The 24,242-nt window shown below is 65.3% G+C and carries 2 protein-coding genes (1 of these 2 cut by a window edge); both read left to right on the top strand.

The window, feature by feature from the left end:
• Positions 1-9,735, top strand: coding sequence for an amino acid adenylation domain-containing protein (locus SLW74_RS15430; RefSeq protein ID WP_410929405.1), 9,735 nt, complete (start codon positions 1-3; stop codon positions 9,733-9,735).
• Positions 9,735-24,242: the 5' portion of a non-ribosomal peptide synthase/polyketide synthase gene (locus SLW74_RS15435; RefSeq protein ID WP_410929406.1), read on the top strand. Its footprint extends 1,704 nt past the window's final position; the window shows 14,508 of its 16,212 coding nt (coding positions 1-14,508); it begins with the start codon at positions 9,735-9,737; its stop codon lies beyond the right edge, outside the window. The genes SLW74_RS15430 and SLW74_RS15435 overlap by 1 nt, the downstream gene beginning before the upstream one ends.

Genomic DNA, 24,242 nt, shown 5'->3' on the forward strand with positions numbered 1-24,242 from the left:
ATGAAATCCATACGAGATCAGGCCGCGCATTTTCCCGAACTGGTGGGCTTTTATGCGCAGACCCAGCCGGACCGGATTGCCCTTCGACACATCGTCCACGAGGACCAGGCGCCGCTGCTGACTACCTACGCCCAGCTGGATGCCAGGGCGCGTTCGATTGCCGCCTGCCTTCAGCAGCACCTCGGCGTGCAGGGCGGCGAGCGATGCGTGCTGATCCTGCCGACCGGCGCCGATTACGCGGCGGCATTTCTCGGCTGTTTGTACGCTCGGGTCATCGCGGTGCCGGCCTTCGCTCCGGAGTACAACCGCCAGACCCACCTCGACCGTCTCACCGGCATCCTTCACGACGCCGCACCGCAGATGGTCCTCGGGCGCCGGGAAGACCTGGACAAGTTCCAACACCTGTTGCAACCCTTTATGCCCGCTGGCGGGCGTTTCGCTGCAGTGGAAGAAATCGCCGACGGCCACGCAGGGTTTCAGGCGCCGCTGATCGACACCGCCTCGCTGGCCTTCCTGCAATACACCTCGGGCTCCACCAGCGCACCGAAAGGCGTGATGGTCTCCCACGACAATCTCATGGCCAACGAAATCGCCATGGCCCGGCACTTCATTTCGGACCCCGCATCGGAAAGCTGGGTCAGCTGGCTGCCGCTTTACCACGACATGGGGCTGATGTGCGGCCTGCTGTTGCCGCTGTACTACGGCGGCACCCTGACAATGATGTCGCCTAACTACTTCCTCGGCCGGCCGGCGCGCTGGCTGGAAGCAATGAGTCAGTACGGCGGGACCTTCTCCGGTGGCCCGGATTTCGCCTATCGCCTGTGCGTCGAGCGCATCAAGCCCGCCGCCGTGAAAGGCCTGGTGCTGGATCGCTGGAGCCTGGCGTTTTCCGGCTCCGAGCCGATCCGCATCGCCACCCTGGATGCCTTCAGCGAACATTTTGAGCCTGCCGGTTTCAACCGCCGCGCCCTGACGCCGAGCTACGGGCTGGCCGAAGCGACCCTGTATGTGAGCGCCGCCGAGCGCGACAGGCCGTTTGGCATCAAGCATTTCGACGGCAGCCAACTGGCCGCCGGGGAGGCCGCAGAGGCGGTGTTCGCCAACCAGAACGCGAAAAGTCGTCTGCCGGGATGCGGTTGGTGCCGGCCCGATCATGACCTGCGTATTGTTGATCCGGCCACGCTGCAGCGCCTCGCGCCGGGTCACGTCGGCGAAATCTGGATTACCGGGCCGAGTGTCGCCCAGGGCTACTGGCAGAACGCCGAAGCCACCGCGCAGACCTTCGTCGAGGAAGACGGCCAGCGCTGGTTGCGCAGCGGCGATCTGGGTATCGCCCGCGACAACGAGCTGTTCATCACCGGTCGCTTGAAGGATTTGATCATCCTCAACGGCCAGAACCTCTACCCCCAGGACATCGAGCAGGCGCTGGAGAAGAGCGTCGAGCTGCTGCGTCGCGGGCGCATCGCGGCGTTTCCGGTCACGGACGAGCAGGGCGTCGAAGGCGTCGGCCTGGCCCTGGAGATCAGCCGCAACGTGCGCCGCCTGATGAAGCCGCCGATGATCTGCGATGCCGTGCGCGACGCCGTGTCCGAGCTGTTTCTGGTGGCGCCAAAGGTCATCGTGCTGCTGGAGCCGGGCGCACTGCCGCGCACCACCAGTGGCAAGCTGCAGCGTTCCGCCTGCCGCAGTGGTTGGCAGAACGGCAGCCTCGACAGCTTCGCGATCTGGCAGGACGGGCGTTTGCTCGATGCTGACAGCGCGGACGTCTCGGTTGAGGCTTCGCCTTTGCTGTCGGAAGTGCGGGCCGCGTGGCAGGAAGTCCTCGGCAAAAGCGACCTGATCGCTGCCGATCACTTCTTTGCCCGTGGCGGTGATTCGGTGGGCGTGGTGCAAGTGCTGTCCCGTCTGAACAGCGAGTTGGGCCTGAAACTTGAGCCCGCCCACCTGTTCGAACATCCGACCCTTGGCGCCTTCAACGCCCACGTCGCCGCGCACCTCTCCACCCATGGCCGCAGTGCCGAAGCCTCTGCGGGCGTGCCGCGCATTTCCCGTGACACCGATCCCGAGCAGTCTTTTGCCCAGCAGCGCCTGTGGTTCCTCGCGCAACTGGAGCCGGACAGCAGCGCCTATCACCTGTGCGGTCAGCTGAGTCTCAACGGCGCGCTGGATGATGCCGCGCTGCAACGCAGCCTTGACGACCTGGCCGCCCGCCACGAAAGCCTGCGCACCACCTTCGCCATCGACGCCAACGAAAAGCTGGTGCAGCGCATCCACGCGCCAGGCCCGGTGCTGATCGAACGCCATTACCTGAGCGAGGACACCGACCCGGCAGCCGCCTTGAGCGAACTGGCCAGAGCGGCCGTCGAGCAGCCAATGGACTTGCAAAAAGGTCCGCTGTGGCGGGTGCTCAATGTGCGGTTGGCGCCAGACCGGCAGCAATTGGTGCTGGTGTTGCACCACATCATCGCCGACGGCTGGTCGGTGCAGGTCATGCTCAAGGAATTCGCTGCGCTGTACAGCGCCCATGCAAAGGGGGCACAACCGGCGTTGCCGCCTCTGCCGGTTCAATACGCCGACTTCGCCGCGTGGCAGCGCGCACGCCTGGCGGGTGGGGAAGGGCAGCGCCAACTGGCCTACTGGCGTGAGCAGCTGGGTGACGCCCAGACCGTCTTGAATCTGCCGGCCAACCGTCCGCGTCCGGTGCAACAAAGTCATCGCGGCGCCCGTTACGCCCTCGCCCTCGACCGCGACTTGAGCCAGGGCCTGCGCGACCTCGCCAGCCGTCACGGCGCGACGCTGTTCATGGTCATGCTCGCCGCCTACAAAACCCTGTTGCAGCGCTACAGCAGCCAGACCGACCTGCGCGTCGGCGTGCCGGTGGCGGGGCGGACTTGCACCGAATCCGAAGGCCTGATCGGGCTGTTCGTCAACACGCTGGTGCTGCGCAGCGAGGTGTCGCCGCAGCAGTCGTTCAGCACGCTGATCGACGCCGTGCGCCACACCGCGCTGGGTGCGCAACACCATCAGGATCTGCCATTCGAGCAACTGGTCGAAGCCCTCGGCGTGTCGCGCAACCTCAGCCACAACCCACTGTGCCAGGTGAAATTCACCCAGCAGTTCCCGCTGCCGCAGAACGTTGAAATGGCCGGCGTGCGCATGGACGTCAGCCAGCTCGACGACTACTCGGCGCACTTCGATTTAGGCCTGGACATCACCGATGACGCCGACGGCATTCAGGCGGTGTTCACCTATGCGTGCGACCTGTTCAACGAACCGCGTATCGCCGGTCTCGCCGGTGACCTGCTGCGGATCTGCGCGCAAGTGGTGGCGCAACCGCAGGTGCGTCTGGCTGATTTGCAGATCGGTGCCGAACCTTCCTGCATCGCTGCCGAATCCGTGACGTTCCCGGCCACCGATGTCCTGAGCCTGTGGGACGCCAGCGTGCGCGCACAACCGAATCGTCTGGCCCTGCAAGACGAACAGCGCAGCGCCGGTTTTGCCGAGGTCGACGCCCAGGCCAATCAACTGGCGCAGCATTTGCGCCAGGCCGGGGTGGGCGCGGAAAGCCGCGTGGGTATTCTGCTGGAACGCTCGGTGGAGTTCGTCGTCGGCCTGCTGGCGGTGATGAAGAGTGGCGCCGCATTTTTGCCGATGGACCCGAAATGGCCCGCCGAGCGTCAGGCGTTTGTGCTGGACGACAGTGGCGCAAGCGCGTTGATCAGTGACGTGGCGGCGCCGGGCGACTTCCATGGCGACGTCATCAGCGTGGCGGCCGACGCTGCGTGGCGAGCGCAGCCGGCGCAAGCGCTGAACCTGCAACCCCACGCCGATCAGGCCGCGTACCTGATCTACACCTCCGGCACCAGCGGCACGCCGAAAGGGGTGGTGATCAGCCACGGCGCACTGGCCGATTACGTCCAGGGCTTGCTCGCCCGGCTTGATCTGACGCCCGAGGCGAGCATGGCGATGGTCTCCACCGTCGGCGCCGACCTGGGCCACACCGTGCTGTTCGGCGCGCTGTGCTCGGCGCGCTCGCTGCACCTGATCAGCCCCGACCGCACCAACGACGCCGACCGCTTCGCCGCCTACATGGCCGAGCACAGGGTGGGCGTGCTGAAGATCGTGCCGACCCATTTGAACGGCCTGTTGCAGGCGACGAATGCCGCCGATGTGCTGCCGGAACACGCGCTGATTCTTGGTGGCGATACGCTGCCGTGGGAGCTGGCGGCCCAGGTCAACCGCTTGAAGCCCGGCTGCCGGGTCATCAATCACTATGGGCCGACCGAAACCACCGTGGGCGTGCTGAGCAATGAGGCTCTTGGAGCAGCATTGGGCGACAGCGTGCCCGTCGGCCGTCCGCTGCCCAATGCCGTGGCGCTGATTCTCAACGACCATCTGCAACCGGTGGTGCAGGGCGACGTCGGCGAGCTGTACATCGGCGGGCCGGGCCTGGCGCGCGGGTATCACCAGCGCCCGGCGATGACCGCTGCGGCGTTTATTCCGGACCCGAGGGGCAGCGGCGCGCGGCTCTACCGCAGTGGCGACCGCGCGCGCTTGCTGGTCAACGGGCAGATTCAGTTCCTCGGCCGTGCCGACGATCAGATCAAAGTGCGTGGTTACCGCGTGGCCCTGGGCGAAATCGCCCAGCGCCTGCGCCAGCTGGACGGCCTGCGTGACGCCCATGTGCGCGTCGATGATCGCGGTCAATTGATCGCTTATGCGCTGGTGGCGAGTGGTGCAACGGTGGACGGCGAGGCGCTGCGCACACAGCTGGCCCACAGCCTGCCGGACTACATGGTGCCGAGCCATATCCTGACCCTCGACGCCTTCCCGCTGACCGCCAACGGCAAGCTCGACGCCAGCGCGCTGCCGTCGCCGACCACAACATCGGAAGATTTCGAAGCGCCTCACGAAGGGGTCGAAGCCGCACTCGCCGCGCTCTGGCAAGCGGCGTTGAACGTCGAAGCGGTGGGCCGTCACGACAACTTCTTCACCCTCGGCGGCGACTCGATTCTCAGCCTGCAGATCATTGCCCGTGCGCGGCGTCAGGACATTCGCCTGACGCCCAAGCAGCTGTTCGAAAAACAGACCATCGCCGAACTCGCCCAGGTCGCCACGGTGGCCGAAGCCAAGCCTGCCGCTGCGCCCGTCACGGCGGCCGTTGCGCCCCGCGAGTTTGCCCTGACGCCGATTCAGGCGCGCTTCTTCAGCCTGCCCATCGCCCAGCGTCAGCACTGGAACCAGTCGCTGTTGCTCGACGTGCCCCAGGCGCTGGACACCGCGCTGTTGCAGCAGGCCCTCGCCGCTGTGCTGGCCCACCACGACAGCCTGCGCCTGAGCTTCCATCAGAACGATGCAGGCCAGTGGCAGCAGCGTTACCGCGACAGCGAAAGTGCCGAGCGCGTGCTGTGGACCTGCGAACTGAGCCGCGAAGACGACCTCGATTCGCTCAACGACGAAGCCCAGCGCAGCCTGAACATCGACACCGGTCCGCTGCTGCGGGTAGTGCATGCGCGCCTGCCGTCGGGTGAAGCGCGGTTGCTGCTGGCCATCCATCACCTGGCCGTGGACGGCGTGTCGTGGCGGGTGCTGCTGGAAGATCTGCAACTGGCGTACAGCCAACTGGCCGCCGGCAAAAATGTGGCCCTGGCCGACAAAACCGCCAGCTTCCAGGCCTGGTCGCAGTCGGTGAACACCCTGGCGGGCAGCGCTGAGCTGCAACAACAACTGCCGCACTGGCAAGGGCTGAACGCCGCCGATGCCACTCTGCCCGGCGATGCTTCGGTAGAGAGCCTTCTCGGCGACAGCGAAACCCTGCAGCTGAAAATCGACGTGGCCAACACCCGTCGCCTGCTCAGCGAAGCCCCGGCGGCGTACCGCACCCGCATCGACGACCTGCTGCTGGCGGCATTGTCCCAGGCGCTGTGGCAGTGGAGCGGCCGTCGTCGCCAGGTCATCAGCCTCGAAGGCCATGGCCGCGAAGACGCCACCGGCACCCTGGACCTGAGCCGCAGCGTCGGCTGGTTCACCAGCCTGTACCCACTGGCGCTGGACGCTGCGGATGACGCGGTCGCCACCCTCAAGGCGGTCAAGGAAGCCGTGCGCGCGGTACCGGAAAAAGGCCTCGGCTACGGAATACTGAAGTACATCGCCAGGGCAGATTTGCCGGAGCTGATCGGCCAGGGCGTGACCTTCAACTACCTCGGCCGCTTCGATGACAGCGAGGGCGCACTGTTCGCATTGTCGAGCCGCACGCCGGGCAACCTCCGCGACCCCCAAGGGCCGCTGGCCAATGCGTTGGCGGTGGACGGTCAGGTGCGCGACGGCCAGTTGCAGCTCGATTGGACCTTCAGCCGCGAACGCTTCAGCCGCGACAGCATCGGGCAACTGGTGGCGCTGTATGAAGCGCAGCTGCTGCAGCTGATCGAACATTGCAGCGATGAAACCAATGCCGGCCTGACGCCTTCGGACTTCCCCCTGGCGGCGTTGAATCAAACGCAACTCGACGGGCTGGGCATCCCCGCGCGGGAGATCGAAGACATCCTGCCGCTGGCGCCCATGCAGCAGGGCATTTTGCTGCACAGCCTGCTGGAGCAGGGCAACGGCATCTACCTGATGCAGGATCAGTACGACGTCGGCGCCCATGTGGATTTCAACGCGTTCAAATTCGCCTGGCAGCAAGTGGTGCAGCGCCACCCGGCGTTGCGCACGGCGTTTCATGGGCTGGAAAGCGGCGTGCAGCGTCAGATTGTGATGCGCCGCGTGCCGTCGCCGGTGCAACTGATCGACCTCAGCCATCTGTCCCGCGACGCCGCCGAGGCCGAGCTGGATGAGCTGCTGAAAAGCGAGCGCGAGCAGGGCTTCGATTTCGCCCGGGCGCCGTTGCTGCGCCTGCGCCTGATCAAGTTCGGCGAGGCGGATTTCCGCATCGTCCAGAGCCACCACCACGCGCTGATCGACGCCTGGTGCCGGGGCCTGATGCTCACTGAATTCTTCGCCCATTACCGCGCGTTTCTCGAAGGCCGTCAGGTCAGCCTGCCGCCGGCGCGGCCGTACCGCGACTTCCTCGCGTGGCTCGCCGAGCAGGACGAAGCCGTCAGCCGTGATTACTGGCGCAACGCATTGGCGGGCTTCACCGACGTCACGCCACTGCCGTACCGCCACAGTCCTCAGGGTGATTCGCAAATGCGCGACGTGACCTTGGCCCTGGGTGTCGAGCAGACGACGAAACTGGCCGAACAAGCCCGTCAGCATCGCCTGACGGCGAACACCTTCGTGCAGGCCGCGTGGGCCTTGCTGTTGATGCGCCATGCCGACCGCGACGAAGTGCTGTTCGGCGTCACCGTGGCCGGTCGTCCGACCGAGCTGGAAGGCATCGAAGGCGCGCTGGGGCTGTTCATCAACACCTTGCCGCTGCGCATCCGCCGGCCGGGCATGGGCGCCTCGGCGCTGGACCTGCTCAACGCCTTGCAGGGGCAGAACGCCGATATGCGCCAGCACGAACACCTGTCCCTGGCCGACATTCAGCTGCTCGCCGACACCCCCCGCGGCCAGCCGCTGTTCGACAGCCTGTTTGTTTTCGAGAACGTTCCGTTGGGCGCCGAGGTGCAGCAGGCCGTGAACGAATACCGCATCAACCCGCTGGCCAACCGTACTCACACCAACTACCCGTTGACCGTGGTGCTGCTGCCGGGTGAATCCCTGCAACTGCAGTTGACCTACGACAGCCGGCACTTCAACGACGCCGAGATGGGCACGCTGGTCAGCCATTTCCGCCGCTTGCTGACCCAGTTGATCGACAACCCGCAGCAGACCCTGAGCCAGTTGCAGATCCTTGAGCAAACGGAGCGCGAGCAGCTGCTGGCCCAAGGGCTCGGCCCGGTGCAAAAACACTGGTACGACATCAGCTACCTGGAGCGTTTCGAGGCGCGGGTGCTGGCCCATCCGGCCCAGGAAGTGGCCCGTTGTCAGGGTCAACGCCTGAGCTACCGCGAACTCAATCGTCAGGCCAACCGCATCGGTCACGGCCTCATCGCAGCGGGCGTACAGGGCGACGACGTGGTGGCGCTGTTCGCACCCCGCGGTCTGCCGTTGTTGAGCATGATCGTCGGCGCGTTCAAGGCCGGTGCGGCCTATCTGGCGCTGGATGATCGTCACCCGGCCGGGCGCAGCGCGCGCATGCTGGTCAGCAGCGCCGCGCTGGTATTGCTGACGCCGCGGGAGTGTCTGCCTCAGGTCGAGGCGATTGTCGCGCTGGCTGAACGCAAGCCCCGTGTGCGGGTGCTTGAGGACGTGCTGGCGGGCGCCGATCAGTCCGCCGACGAGAACCCGGGCCGCTACGCAACGGCCGAGCAACTCGCCTACGTCATCTACACCTCCGGTTCCACCGGCGAGCCGAAAGGGGTGATGATCAATCAGCGCGGCATGCTCAACAACCAGATGTCCAAGCTGCCGTATCTGCGACTGGGCGAGGGCGATGTCATTGCCCAGACCGCCGCCACCGGCTTCGACATTTCCGTGTGGCAATTCCTCACGGCGCCGCTGTTCGGCGGACGCGTGGAGATTCTGCCGGACGCCGTGGTGCAGGACCCGCAACGGCTGCTGGAAGAAGTCGCGGCCAATCAGGTCAGCGTGCTGGAATGCGTGCCGGCGGTGATCGACGCCATGCTCGCGGTCGCGCCCCAGCGACTCGATGCCTTGCGCTGGCTGCTGCCGACCGGCGAAGCGCTGACCACCGACCTCGCCGCGCGCTGGTTTGCCCGCTACCCCGAGGTGCCGCTGGTCAACGCCTACGGCCCGGCCGAGTGCGCCGACGATGTCGCTTTGCACACCGTGACCGCCGCGCCGGCCCTCAACGCCAACATGCCGATTGGCCGGCCCACCGACAACAACTGCCTGTACGTGCTGGATTCCAACCTGCAACTGGCGGCGCCCGGTGTGGTGGGCGAGCTGTACATCGGCGGCGTTGGCGTCGGCCGTGGCTATGCCGCGCGGCCAGGGCTGACCGCCGAGCGCTTCCTGCCCGATCCGTTCGGCGAAGCCGGTGCGCGGCTGTATCGCAGCGGCGACCTGGCCCGCTGGAACGCCGACGGCGCGCTGGAATACGTCGGCCGTGCGGACTTCCAGGTGAAGATCCGCGGCCAGCGCATCGAGCTGGGCGAAATCGAAAACCTGCTGTTGGCGCAACCCTCGGTGCACGACGCCGTGGTCAGCGCGCAACCGACGCCCCACGGCCCGCAACTGGTGGCCTATGTGGTCGCCGAGGCGCAGCAGGCATTGTCCAGCGACGTGCTGAAAAGCGCGCTGGCGCAGACCTTGCCGGCGTTCATGGTGCCGGCCCACGTCGTCGTGCTGGCACAGATGCCGCGCAACGCCAACGGCAAGCTCGACCGCAAGGCACTGCCGGCGCCGAGCCTGGAAGAGCGCGTGTTCGAAGGGCCACAGGGCGAGCGTGAGGAGGTCCTCGCCGAACTCTGGCAGAGCCTGCTGAAGGTTGAGCAGGTCGGTCGTCATGACAACTTCTTTGAACTCGGCGGCCATTCGTTGCTGGCGACGCGGCTGCTGTCGCGCATTCGCGAGCGCCTCGGGGTGAGCATCCCGCTGGCCCAGGCCTTCGAAGCCACCACCGTCGCCGCCCAGGCGGCGCTGATCGACACCTTGCAGGGGCAGACCCTGACACTCGACCGGCTCGATGCCCTGGACGAGTTAATGAATGAGCTGGAGGAAAGCAACTGATGTCGCAACCGAGCATGACTTCACAGAGCAAGCTGCTGGCCCTGGCCACGCGTTTCCTCAGCCTTGGCAGCGCTCAGCGTCGGGTGTTTTTGAACAAGCTGCGCGAGCAGGGCCTGGATGCGTCGTCGCTGCCGGTGCCACCGGGTGTGGCGGGCGAGCGCAGTCCGGCGTCGTTTTCCCAGCAGCGTTTGTGGTTTCTGGAGCAACTGGAACCGGGCAACAGCACGTATCACCTGCCGGGTGCCTTGCGCCTGAAGGGCGAGCTGAATGTCGGGGCTGTGGGAACGGCGTTCGAACGCGTGGCCGAGCGTCATGCCAGCCTGCGCACGGTGTTCGCTACGGCTGAGGACGGTACGCCGGAGCAGGTAATTTGCGGTGCTCAAGGGCTGCCATTCGAACGTCTGCACGCAGCTGACGAAGCCGAAATGCAGGCACTGGCTGACGCCTTCGCCCGACGCCCGTTCGACCTGGCCCAGGGCCCGCTGTGGCGCGTGGCGTTGATCGAGCGTGCCGCAGACGATCACGTGCTGCTGGTCTGTCTGCACCACATCATCGCCGACGGTTGGTCGATTCAAGTGCTGCTGCTGGATTTCGTTGAGGCCTATCGCGCTGCCCTTCAAAACGATACTGCCTCACTGCCACCACTGCCTCTGAGCTACGCCGACGTCGCCCTGTGGCAGCGTGCCTGCCTGGACGCGGGCGAGGGTGATCGGCAACTCGCCTACTGGCAGCAACAACTGGGCGACGAGCCGCCGGTGCTGGAACTGCCGGCGGACCGTCCACGTCCGGCGCGCCAGAGTTTCCGCGGCGCGCGCCTGCCGTTCAGCTTCGACGCGGCGCTGTCCGGCCGCATGCGTGAACTGGCCCGCCAGTGCGGCGTGACCTTGTTCACCGTGCTGCTCGCGGGCTACCAAGTGCTGTTGCAGCGCCTCAGCGGGCAGACCGATTTGCGCATCGGCGTGCCCATTGCCGGCCGTCAGCGCGCCGAAACCGAGGGACTGATCGGCTTCTTCGTCAACACTCAGATCCTGCGCGGCGAGGTCCAGGCCGACGCCAGTTTCAACCAGGTTATCGACAGCGTTCGTCTGGCCTCCCAGGGCGCACAAGCCCATCAGGACCTGCCGTTCGAGCAACTGGTGGACGCCCTGGCCCCTGAACGCAGCCTCAGCCACAACCCGCTGTTTCAGGTGCTGTACAACCACCAGCAGCGCCAGGACGAAGCGCTGCAACTGATGCCCGGCCTCAACGCCACGCTGATGCCGCTCGACAACGGCAGCGCGCAGTTCGACCTGGCCCTGCACACCTGGGAAAACGCGGCGGGGGAACTGTCGGGGAACTGGAATTACGCCACGGATCTGTTTGATCACGGCAGCATCGAGCGGCTGCATGGGCGTTTTGAGCAGCTGTTTGCCGAGTTGCTGGAGCGGCCGGACATTGCGATTGGCGATTTTGAATTGCTGGATGCCGAGGACCGCGCGCAGTTTACGGTGGTCAATAACACGGCGCGGGATTGGGATTCCGAGCCGTTTGTGCATCGGCATTTTGAGCGTCTGGCGCAGTTGCACCCTGAGCGCGAAGCCTTGCGCTTTGGCGATGAAGTGTTGAGTTATCAGGCGCTGAATGAGCGGGCGAATCAACTGGCCCATTACCTTCGGGAGCAGGGCGTCCGCCGGGAGTCGCTGGTGGGCGTGGCGGCGTTGCGATCGGTTGAGATGGTGGTTGCGCTGTATGCGGTGCTCAAAGCGGGTGCTGCGTATGTGCCACTGGACCCTGAGTACCCGGCAGATCGTCTGCGCTACATGCTGGAAGACGCCGGGATCGGGTTGCTGCTGAGCCACGATGGGGTGATCGCTGATTTGCCGGTCGTGGAAGGCCTGCGGGTGCTGAATCTGGATCATCTGGGATTGGCGGATTATCCCGTCACAGCGCCAGTTGTAGAGCTGCACCCCGAGCAGCTGGCCTACATGATTTACACCTCCGGTTCGACGGGGAAACCCAAGGGCGCCGGCAATACCCATGCCGCACTGTTCAACCGTCTGGCCTGGATGCAAGAGGCTTACGCACTCGACGCATCAGACGCGGTATTGCAAAAAACGCCGTTCAGTTTCGACGTGTCGGTCTGGGAGTTCTTCTGGCCGTTGATGGTGGGTGCGCGTCTGGTGGTCGCTCAGCCGGGTGATCATCGCGATCCGCTGCTGTTGAAAGCGTTGATCCAACAGCAGCACATCACCACGCTGCACTTCGTCCCGTCGATGCTCGGCGCCTTCATGGCCCAGGACGATCTCACCGGCTGTGCGTCCCTGAAACGCATCGTCTGCAGCGGCGAAGCCTTGCCTGCCGATCTGGCGCGGGAAACCCTGCAGCGCCTGCCAAACGCTGGCCTTTTCAATCTTTACGGCCCGACCGAAGCGGCCATCGACGTGACTCACTGGACTTGCGCTGATGAGCCGGGCGTTTCCGTGCCCATCGGCGCCCCCATCGCCAACCTGCAGATCCACATCCTCGACAGCCGCCTCAACCCGCAACCCGTCGGCGTGCCCGGCGAGCTGTACATCGGCGGCGCCGGCCTGGCGCGTGGTTATCACCTGCGTCCGGCCCTCACTGCCGAGCGCTTCGTTGCCAGCCCGTTCGGCAGCGGCGAGCGGCTGTATCGCACCGGTGACCTGGCCCGCTGGCGTGCCGACGGCGTGGTGGAATACCTCGGGCGTCTCGATCACCAGATCAAACTGCGCGGCTTGCGCGTGGAAATCGGCGAGATCGAAGCGGCGCTGCTGGATCACCCCGCCGTCAACGAAGCGGTGGTTATCGCCCGTGAACTCAGCACTGGGATGCAACTGGTGGCCTATCTGGTGGCCGAGGACTTCGACGAAGAACACCTGCGCAGCCAGCTGAAGCAACGCCTGCCGGATTACATGGTCCCGGCCCACTTCGTCACGCTGGACAGCCTGCCGCTGTCGGCCAACGGCAAGCTCGACCGCAAGGCGCTGCCCGACCCACACATCCAGCAACGGGCCTTCGAAGCGCCACTGGCCGGGGTCGAAACCCAGCTGGCGGCGTTGTGGCAATACCTGCTCGGCGTCGCGCAAATCGGTCGCCAGGACAACTTCTTTGCCCTCGGTGGCGACTCGATCCTCAGCCTGCAAATCATCTCCCGCGCCCGCAAGGCCGGCATCGTGCTGTCGCCCCGGCAGATGTTCGAACGCCAGACCATCGCCGAACTGGCCCAGGTCGCCCAGGTGGTCAGTCAGGATGCGCCTGCGGTCGAGCGCATCGAGCTGAACCGCGACATCCCGCTGACGCCGATCCAGCACTGGTTTTTCCAGCAGCCAATGCGCAACCGCAGCCACTGGAACCAGTCGCTGTTGTTGAACCCGAGCGAAGCGCTGGACCTCCCGGCGCTGACCCAAGCCCTTCACGCCGTGCTCAACCATCACGACGCCCTGCGCATGCGCTTTGTGCAGCAAGACAACGGCCAGTGGCAGCAACGCTATCGGGCAGAGCACTCCGCGGACGAAAATACCGCCGATGGCCTGATCTGGCAGCGTACAACCAGCCTGAACGAGCTGACCACAACCTGCGCCGAAGCCCAGGCCAGCCTCGATCTGAGGGACGGCCCGTTGCTGCGCGCCGTGCATTTCACCTTGGCCGAAGGCGGCGAGCGTCTGTTGCTGGTGGTGCATCATTTGGTGGTGGATGGCGTGTCGTGGCGCATCCTCCTGGAGGATCTGCAAAACGCCTACACCCAGGCGCAAGCCGGCCTCACCATCGACCTCGGCGACAAGACCGCGTCGTTCCAGCGCTGGGCCAACCGCCTGCTCGATCTTGCCTACAGCGACGCCGTGCTGGCCGAAGCCGAATACTGGCGCAATCTGCCGTCAGCACCTGCGTTGCCCTGCGCCAATCCGAAGGGAGAGGCGCGACAAAACAACGTGCGCCAGCTGCATTTGCAACTGGACGCTGCTCGCACCGAAAAGCTGATCAGCGAGGCGCCGGCGGCCTATCGCACGCAGATCAACGACCTGCTGCTGACCGCGCTGGTCCGCGCGATGAAGCGCTGGAGCGGCGAGTCCCAGGCGATGATCGCCCTGGAAGGCCACGGCCGCGAAGACCTGTTCGACGGCGTTGACCCGGCGCGCACCGTCGGCTGGTTCACCAGCCTGTACCCGGTCAGCCTGCACGCCGACGACGACCTCGATGCGGCACTCAAACACACCAAGGAAACCCTGCGCGCCGTGCCCAACGGCGGCCTGGGTTATGGCCTGCTGCGCCATTTGCGCGGCGAAGCCTTGCCGGCGCTGGACGGCTGCGTGCTGTTCAATTACATGGGGCGGCTGCAAAACAGCAGCGGGCTTTTCAGCCTGGCCGTGGAGGGCAGCGGTGCCCAGCGCGCCGCCGATGCGCCGCTCAATGGCGAGCTGTCTATCGATGCGCAAATCCGTGACGGCCAGTTCAGCCTGACCTGCAGTTTCAGCAGCGAGCGCCATGAATCGGCGTCGATCCAACGCTTGCTAGACGCCTACGGCGAAGCGCTGAACGAGGTGATCGAACACTGCCGCCGCCACGCTGCGGTCACCCCGTCGGACTTCCCGGCACTCGCTCTGACTCAGGCACAACTCGACGCACTGCCGGTCGCCGCATGGGACATCGAACAGCTGTACCCGCTGACGCCGATGCAGCAAGGCCTGCTGTTCCACACCGAGCTGAGCGGCAGCGAGGTCGTCGATCCCGACAGCGCCCGCGATCTGTACATCAACCAGGTGGCTCTGGACATCGAAAACTTGCCGGTGGCCCGTTTTAAATCGGCGTGGGCGGCGGCGGTGCAGCGTCATCCGATCCTGCGTGCGGCCTTCCTGCGCGTCTCCGGCAGCGAACAGCCGGTGCAACTGATTCGTCGCGATGCGGCGTTAGTGGTTCGCGAACTGGATCTGCATAAGCTGGAACCGGGCGGCAGCGATCAGGCACTGGCCGACGTACTGGCGAACGAGCGCGAAACCCCGTTCGACCTGCACGCCGCGCCGCTGATGCGCGTGCTGCTGGTTCGCCAAAGCGAGACGCTGTGGAAACTGGTCTGGACCTTCCACCACATTTTGCTGGACGGCTGGAGCAGCGCCGCGGTGCTTGGCGAAGTGATTCAGGCGGCGATGTCCGACGCCACCCCGCAGCCCGCCGGGCATTACGGCGACTACGTCGAATGGCTGCTGAGCCGGGATGCCGAGCGCAGCAAGGCCTTCTGGCAGAGCCATCTGGCCGGTTTCGATCAGCCCACGATGATGGCAGCAGCGCTGACCGCACCGACCTCCAGCACGGGCGAGCCGTTGCCGAACCAGGTGCGGGTCACGTCCATGGATCTGAACAGCGAACTGCTGAACAGCGCCGCCCGCCGCCAGCGCGTGACCGTCAACACGCTGATTCAGGCGGTGTGGGTGTTGCTGTTGCAGCGCTACACCGGCCAGCAACGGGTGGCGTTCGGCGCCACCGTGTCCGGTCGTTCCGCGCAAGTGCCGGGCATCGAACGCATGCTCGGGCTGTTCATCAACACCCTGCCGCTGGTGCAGGCGCCGCAAGCGCAGCAGAAGGTCGGCGACTGGCTCAATGACCTGCAAGCCCACAACTTGGAGCTGCGCGAGCACGAGCACACCCCGCTGTTCGAGGCCCAGCGCTACGCGGGCCATGCCGGTCGTGACCTGTTCGACAGCCTGCTGGTGTTCGAAAACTACCCGGTGGACGCGGTGCTGCGGGACAAGCAGGCCAACGGCGTCAACCTGGGTTCCGTCGAACTCAGCGACAAGACCCACTACCCATTGAGCCTGGCGGTGGTGGCAGGCGAGCACGCCCATGTTCACGTCAACTACCACAGCAACGTGTTCAGCGCCGAACAGATCACGCGTCTGTGCGGGCATTTCCAGGCGCTATTGGACGGCCTCTGCCGCTTCCCCGAGGCGCGCATCGGCGAGCTGTCGATGCTCACCGAAGGCGACATCCAGCAGATGCACGCGTGGAACACGCCGCCGTTTTCGCCGTATGTGGATCGGCCGATTCACGAGCTGATTGCCGACCACGCGCGTATTCGCCCTGACGCCATCGCGCTGGTCCATGGCGAACAGCGCCTGACCTTCGCCGAGTTCGACCGCCGCGCCAACCAACTGGCTCACGCCTTGCGCGCCCGGGGCATCGGCACCGAAGTGCGCGTGGCGATTGCCATGGAGCGGGGGATTGATCTGTGGCTGGCGTTTTATGCCGTTTTGAAATCCGGAGGGGCGTACATTCCGCTCGACCCGGATTACCCGACCGAGCGCCTGCGTTACATGCTGGAGGACGGTGGCGTGAAGCTGTTGATCAGCCACGATGCCGCGCTGGATCGCGTGCCGGTGGGCGATGTGCCGTTGCTCAATCTCGACGAACTGGATTGCTCGTCCGAACCGGTGACGGCACCCGATGTGGCGATTCATCCGCAGCAACTGGCGTACCTGATCTACACCTCGGGCTCGACCGGCAAGCCGAAAGGCGCGGCCATTGCCCACGCCGACATCTCGATGCACATCCAGACCATCGGCGAGCGGTACCGCTTCACGCCGGAGGATCGCAAGTTTCACTTCCTCTCGATCAGCTTCGACGGCGCCCATGAAGGCTGGATGATGCCGCTGTGTTACGGCGCTCGCGTGGTCTTGCGCGATCAGGAATTGTGGAGCGTCGAGCAGACCTACGACACGCTGATCCGCGAAGGCATTACCGTGGCCTCGTTCCCGCCGAGCTACCTGCGTCAGCTGTCCGACTGGGCCGGCGTGCAGGGCAAAGGCCCTGGCGTGAAGACTTACTGCTTCGCCGGCGAAGCTTTCAGCCGCGAAATGCTCCACGACGTGATCCGCAATCTGCAACCGCTGTGGATCATCAACGGCTATGGCCCAACGGAGACCGTGGTTACGCCGACGCTGTGGCTGGCGTCTGCCGAGACCGCTGATTTCACCACGGCCTACGCGCCGATTGGTGATCTGGTGGGGGATCGTCAGGGCTATGTGATGGACGCAGATTTGAACCCGCTGCCCCAGGGCATCGCCGGTGAGCTTTATCTGGGTGGCGCCGTGGCGCGGGGTTATCTGGACCGTCCCGGCGCCACCGCCGAGCGCTTCTTGCCGCATCCTTTCAAGGCCGGTGAGCGCCTCTATCGCAGTGGCGACCGCGTGCGCCTGAACAGCAAGGGGCTGCTGGAATACCTCGGCCGTATCGACCATCAGATCAAAATCCGTGGCTTCCGCATCGAGGCCGGCGAGATCGAAGCGGCGCTGAAAGCCTGTGACGGCGTGCGTGAGGCCCTGGTCGTTGTCCGTGACAGCGCGAACGGAAAGGTCCTGCTGGGTTATGTCGGCGGCAACGGTCTGGCGGAGGACAGCCTCAAGCAGCAGCTGAAAAACACCCTGCCGGAATACATGGTGCCGGCGCACATCGTGGTCATGGAGCGCCTGCCGCAGTTGCCCAATGGCAAACTGGACCGCAACGCGCTGCCTGACCCGCAGGTGATTTCCAGCGATTATCAGGCGCCGCAAACGCTCCTTGAACAGCAATTGGCGGCGCTGTGGCAGCCACTGCTGGGCATCGACGCCGTCGGCCGCAACGATCACTTCTTCGAGCTTGGCGGCCACTCGCTGCTGGCGATGCAGCTGATCTCCCGGCTGCGCCATGAGCATCAACTGAGCGTGCCGTTGCGGGCGCTGTTCGACGCGCCGCGCCTCAGTGATTTCGCCCAGCGCATCACCGGGCTGACAGGCTCCGACTCGCCTCAGCTCGAGCTGACCCCACGCCGGCAGGCCCTTGCCGTGCAGTCCTTTTCCCAGCAGCGCCTGTGGTTCCTCGATCAGCTGCAACCCGGCGGCCATGCCTACAACCTGCCGGGCGCCGTGCGCTTGTGCGGCGAACTGAACGAGGCCGCGTTGCAGGCGGCCTTCGACGGCCTGACCGCACGCCATGAAGTACTGCGCACACGGTTCCTGGCGGTGGATGGCGTGCCGATGCAACAGATCGAGCCTGCCCAGTCTGTGCAGATTGAGCGGATAGACATCACTGCCGAGCCGAATCTCGACACCGCTTTCAACGCCCTGGCCCAGGCCTTCGTCAAGCGCCCGTTTGACCTGTCGCGCAGCCCGGTCTGGCGGCTGGCGCTGGTGCGTGTCGCGCCTGATGAGCAGCGTCTGCTGCTGTGCCTGCACCACATGATCTCGGACGGCTGGTCAGTGCGCGTGCTGCTGCAGGAATTCTGCGAGCTGTACCGCGCGGCCGTGGAAAACCGCGCGCCGCAACTCGCGCCATTGCCGGTGCAATACGCCGACTTTGCCGCCTGGCAGCGCGAATGGCTGGCGGCGGGCGAGGGCGAGCGGCAACTGAACCACTGGCGCGAGCAACTGGGTGACGAGCACCCGGTGCTGGAACTGCCGACCGACCGGCCCCGCCCGCCCCAGCAGAGTTATCGCGGTGACCGGGTGCTGTTCGCCTTCGATACCGCGTTCAGTCAGCGCGTGCGCGGGTTCGCGAAACAGCAGGGCGTCACGCCGTTCATGGCGATCCTGTCGGCGTACCAAGTGTTGCTGCACCGCCTGAGCGGGCAGAACGACCTGCGCATCGGCGTGCCGATTGCCGGTCGTTCGCGGCTGGAAGTCGAAGGGCTGATCGGCTTTTTCGTCAGCACCCAGGTGCTGCGCGCCGAGGTGTCTGCCGAGCTGAGCTATCGTCAGGTGCTTGAGCAGGCCAAGACACGAACCCTCGGCGCCCAGGCCCATCAGGACCTGCCGTTCGAGCAATTGGTCGAAGCGCTGCAACCTGCGCGCAGCCTGAGCCACAACCCGCTGTTCCAGGTGGCCTACGACCATCAGCAGCAGAACTTCGAATCACTCGCCGGGCTGCCGGGCCTGCGCGCCGACGTGCTGCCGCTGGACGATGGCAGCAGCCAGTTCGACCTAGCGCTGAACACCCACGAAGACGCCGATGGCGGGCTGGGTGGGTCGTGGAACTACGCGACCGATCTGTTTGATCACGGCAGCATCGAGCGTTTGCATGGGCGCTTTGAACAGCTGTTTGCCGAGTTGATCGAGCAGCCGGACGCGGCGATTGGCGAGTTCGAGTGGCTGGATGCTGAAGACCGTGCGCGGTTGGCGGTGGTCAATGACACGGCGCGGGAGTGGTCTGATACCGAGCCGTTTGTGCATCGGCATTTTGAGCGGCTGGCGCAGGTACATCCCGACCGGGAAGCGGTGCGCTTCGGCGATGAGACGCTGAGTTATCGCGAGCTGGATCAGCGGGCCAATCAGTTGGCCCATTACCTTCGCGAGCAGGGCGTCGACCGGGAATCGCTGGTGGGCGTGGCGGCGTTGCGTTCGGTGGAGATGGTGGTTGCGCTGTATGCCGTGCTTAAGGCGGGCGGGGCGTATGTGCCGCTCGATCCGGAGTACCCGGCGGACCGTCTGCGCTACATGCTCGAAGACGCCGGGATCGGGTTGCTGCTGAGCCACGATGCCGTGATCAATGACCTCCCGGTTGTGGAAGGCCTGCGAGTGGTGAACCTCGATCACCTGGCACTGGCGGATTATCCGGTCACAGCGCCAGTTGTAGAGCTGCACCCCGAACAACTGGCCTACATGATTTACACCTCCGGTTCGACCGGCAAACCCAAGGGCGCGGGCAACACTCACGCCGCGCTGTTCAACCGTTTGGCCTGGATGCAAGAGGCCTATGTTCTCGACGCCTCGGACGCGGTACTGCAAAAAACGCCGTTCAGTTTCGATGTGTCGGTCTGGGAGTTCTTCTGGCCGTTGATGGTGGGTGCCCGTCTGGTGGTCGCTCAACCGGGGGATCATCGCGATCCGCTGCTGTTGAAATCGCTGATCGAACAACAGCGCATCACCACGCTGCACTTCGTCCCGTCGATGCTTGGGGCCTTCATGGCTCAGGACGATCTCACCGGCTGTGCTTCGCTGAAACGCATCGTCTGCAGTGGCGAAGCCTTGCCTGCCGATCTGGCGCGGGAAACCCTTGAGCGCCTGCCAAATGCTGGCTTGTTCAATCTGTATGGCCCGACCGAAGCGGCCATCGACGTGACTCACTGGACTTGCGCTGATGAGCCGGGCGTTTCCGTGCCCATCGGCGCCCCCATCGCCAATCTGCAGATCCACATCCTCGACAGCCGCCTCAACCCGCAACCCGTCGGCGTACCCGGTGAGCTGTACATCGGCGGCGCCGGCCTGGCGCGTGGTTATCACCTGCGTCCGGCCCTCACTGCCGAGCGCTTCGTTGCCAGCCCGTTCGGCAGCGGCGAGCGGCTGTATCGCACCGGTGACCTGGCCCGCTGGCGTGCCGACGGCGTGGTGGAATACCTCGGGCGTCTCGATCACCAGATCAAACTGCGCGGCTTGCGCGTGGAAATCGGCGAGATCGAAGCGGCGCTGCTGGATCACCCCGCCGTCAACGAAGCGGTGGTTATCGCCCGTGAACTCAGCACTGGGATGCAGCTGGTGGGCTATCTGGTCGCCGACGATTTCGACGAAGAACACCTGCGCACTCAACTGAAACAACGCCTGCCGGACTACATGGTCCCGGCCCACTTCGTCACGCTGGACAGCCTGCCGCTGTCGGCCAACGGCAAGCTAGACCGCAAGGCATTGCCCGACCCACACATCCAGCAACGGGCCTTCGAACCGCCACTGGCCGGGGTCGAAACCCAGCTGGCCGAGCTGTGGCAGAACCTGCTCGGCGTCGCGCAGATCGGTCGTCAGGACAACTTCTTCGCCCTCGGCGGGCATTCGCTGCTCGGCATTCAACTGGTGGCCCAGATCCGCCGCGACCTGAAACTTGAGCTGCCCCTGCGTGCGCTGTTCGAGTCGCCGGTGCTGGCTGACCTCGCTCACTACCTGAACACACAGGCCGTTGCGACGGCGATGCCGGTTCTGCAGCCCCGTGCCGACCGCGAGTTCGCGCCGCAGTCCTTTGCCCAGCAGCGCCTGTGGTTCCTCGCGCAACTGGAGCCCGAAAGCGTCGCGTACAACCTGCCGTGCGTGCTCAACCTCAGCGGCGCGCTGAAACTTGATGCCCTGCAGCAGACCTTCGATGCCCTGGCGGCCCGTCACGAAACCCTGCGCACTTGCTTCCGTCCATCCCCGGCTCAACACCGGGAGGCGGTGCCGCAGCAACGGATTCTGCCAGTCAGCAGCGTGCACATCGCCCGTCACGATCTGCGCGACAACGCGGCGCCGGAAGCCGCCTTCGACGCGCTGGCCGAGGCGTTCATGAACCAGCCGTTCGACCTCGACGCCGAGCGTGCGCCGTGGCGGGTGGCCCTGGCGCGGGTGGCGGACGATCAGTGGCGCCTGCTGCTGTGCATGCACCACATCATCTCCGACGGCTGGTCGGTGCAGGTCATGCTCGACGACTTCGCCGCGCTCTATCGTCGGTTTGCCCAGGGCAGCGACGTGCAACTGGCTGAGCTGCAGCTTACAGAGCTCAGCGTGCAATACGCTGACTACGCCGCTTGGCAGCGCGAACACCTGAGGGGCGCTGAGCGCGAGCGCCAGTTGAACTGGTGGCGTGAAGCCTTGGGTGACGAGCAGCCGGTTCTGGAACTGCCGGCGGACCGTTCGCGTCCGGCCGAACGCGACGGCAAAGGCGGGCGCCATGCCTTCGTGCTGCCGCAAGACCTGGCCGACACGCTGCGCCAGACCGCAAAAACCCACGACGCCACGCTGTTCATGCTGTTCCTGGCCTCGTTCGACACGCTGCTGTATCGCCTCAGCGGCCAGCGCGACCTGCGCATCGGCGTGCCGGTGGCCGGACGCGCCGAGGTGCAGACCCAGGGCCTGATCGGCTTCTTCGTCAACACCCTGGTGCTGCGTGCCCAGCTCAGCGGCGACCAGCCCTTCACCGCGCTGCTCGCCCAGGTCAAGGACAACCTGCTCGGCGCCCATGCCCATCAGGACCTGCCGTTCGAGCAACTGGTGGAAGCGCTGCAACCGGCGCGCAGCCTGAGCGTCAACCCGCTGTTCCAGGTCAGTTACAACCATCAGCAACAGCCGGATATGTCGCTGCTGCAATTCGACGGCCTGAGCTGCGAAGCCCGCCCGTGGGACATCAAGGGCGCGCAGTTCGATCTGGTGCTGGGCACCTTCGAGCACCGCGACGGCACGATCAGTGGCTACCTCGATTACGCCACCGACCTGTTCGATGCGTCGACCGTGGCGCGTTTGTTCGAGCAACTGGTCACGCTGCTGCGGGCGATTTGCGCCCAGCCCGACGCCGCCATCGGCGACCTGCCGTTGCTCGGCGAGACGGACCTGGCCGCGCTGGATCAGTGGAACACGCCGCCGTTTTCGCCTTACGTGGATCGGCCGATTCACGCGCTGATCGCCGACCACGCGCGCATTCGGCCCGACGCCATCGCGCTGGTCCATGGCGAGCAGCGCCTGACCTTCGCCGAGTTTGACCGTCGCGCGAATCAACTGGCTCATGCGCTGCGCGCCCGGGGCATCGGCACCGAAGTGCGCGTGGCGATTGCCATGGAGCGGGGGATTGATTTGTGGCTGGCGTTTTATGCGGTGCTCAAGTCCGGGGGCGCGTACATCCCGCTCGACCCGGATTACCCGACAGAGCGCCTGCGTTACATGCTGGAAGACGGCGGCGTGAAGCTGCTGATCAGCCACGACGCTGCGCTGGGTCGTGTACCGGTCGGTGATGTGCCGCTGTTAAATATCGATGAGCTGGATTGCTCGTCCGAACCGGTGACGGCGCCGGATGTGGTGATTCATCCGCAGCAACTGGCCTACCTGATCTACACCTCGGGTTCGACCGGCAAGCCAAAGGGCGCGGCCATCGCCCACGCCGACATCTCGATGCACATTCAGACCATCGGCGAGCGCTACCGCTTTACCCCGGAAGATCGCAAATTCCACTTCCTGTCGATCAGCTTCGACGGCGCCCACGAAGGCTGGATGATGCCGCTGTGTTACGGCGCTCGCGTTGTACTGCGCGATCAAGAGCTGTGGAGCGTCGAGCAGACCTACGACACCCTGATCCGCGAAGGCATCACCGTGGCTTCGTTCCCGCCGAGCTACCTGCGTCAGCTGTCCGACTGGGCCGGCGTGCAGGGCAAGGGCCCTGGGGTGAAGACCTACTGCTTCGCCGGTGAAGCCTTCAGCCGCGAAATGCTCCACGACGTCATTCGCAATCTGCAACCGCTGTGGATCATCAACGGCTACGGCCCGACGGAAACCGTGGTCACACCGACCTTGTGGCTGGCGTCTGCCGAGACCGCTGATTTCACCACGGCCTACGCGCCGATTGGTGATCTGGTGGGGGATCGTCAGGGCTACGTGATGGACGCGGATTTGAACCCGCTTCCTCAAGGGATCGCTGGGGAGTTGTACCTGGGGGGCGCGGTGGCGCGGGGTTATCTGGACCGTCCGGGCGCAACGGCTGAACGCTTCCTGCCGCACCCGTTCAGGGCTGGCGAACGCATCTACCGCAGTGGCGACCGCGTGCGCCTCAACAGCAAAGGGCTGCTGGAATACCTCGGCCGTATCGACCACCAGATCAAGATCCGTGGCTTCCGCATCGAGGCCGGTGAAATCGAAGCGGCGCTCAAGGCCTGCGAGGGCGTGCGTGAAGCGCTGGTGATCGTGCGCGACAAAGGCAACGGCAAGCAGTTGCTCGGCTATGTCGGCGGCAATGAACTGTCTGAAGACAGCCTCAAGGACCAGCTGAAAACCACCCTGCCGGAATACATGGTGCCGGCGCACATTGTGGTCATGGAACGTCTGCCGCAGTTGCCCAACGGCAAGCTCGATCGCAACGCGCTGCCTGATCCGCAGCTCGGCAGTCAGGCCGTCGAAGCGCCGGAAGGTGAGCGCGAAGTCGAGCTGGCAAGGGTCTGGCAACAATTGCTGGGCGTCGAAACCATCAGCCGTCAGGACAGCTTCTTCGAGCTGGGCGGCGATTCGATCCAGTCGTTGGCGGTCATCACCCGTCTGCGTCAGGTCGGTTTCAAGCTGCTGCCCAAAGACGTGTTCAGCCATCCGCGGCTTAAGGATCTGGCCCTGCGCCTCACGGTCATCGAGGCCGGCGCAGCGCCGTTGATTGAAAACGTGCCCACCGGCGAGCTGCCGTTGACGCCGATTCAGGCGCATTTCTTCGAGCAACCGATGAGCAACCGCGCGCACTTCAATCAGGCGCTGTTGCTGGACGTGCAGCGCCCGCTGGAGGCGCCGTTGCTGCGCAAGGCGTTGGCCGCGCTGCTGAGTCATCACGACGGGCTGAACCTGAGTTTCCATCAGCACGCCGACGGTCGCTGGCAGCAGCAGTATCGCGCCACACCTGCCGCCGACAGCCTCTGGCTGGGTGACGTGGCCGACGAGCGCGCCATGACTGCGCTGTGCGAACGGGCCCAGCGCAGCCTTGACCTGCATGACGGTCCGCTGTTGCGCGTGGTGCTGGCGCAGATGCCTGAAGGGCAAAAACTGCTGCTGGTCGCTCATCAC

Source organism: Pseudomonas sp. W5-36, from assembly GCF_046540455.1.
Classification (GTDB): Bacteria; Pseudomonadota; Gammaproteobacteria; order Pseudomonadales; family Pseudomonadaceae; genus Aquipseudomonas; species Aquipseudomonas graminis_B.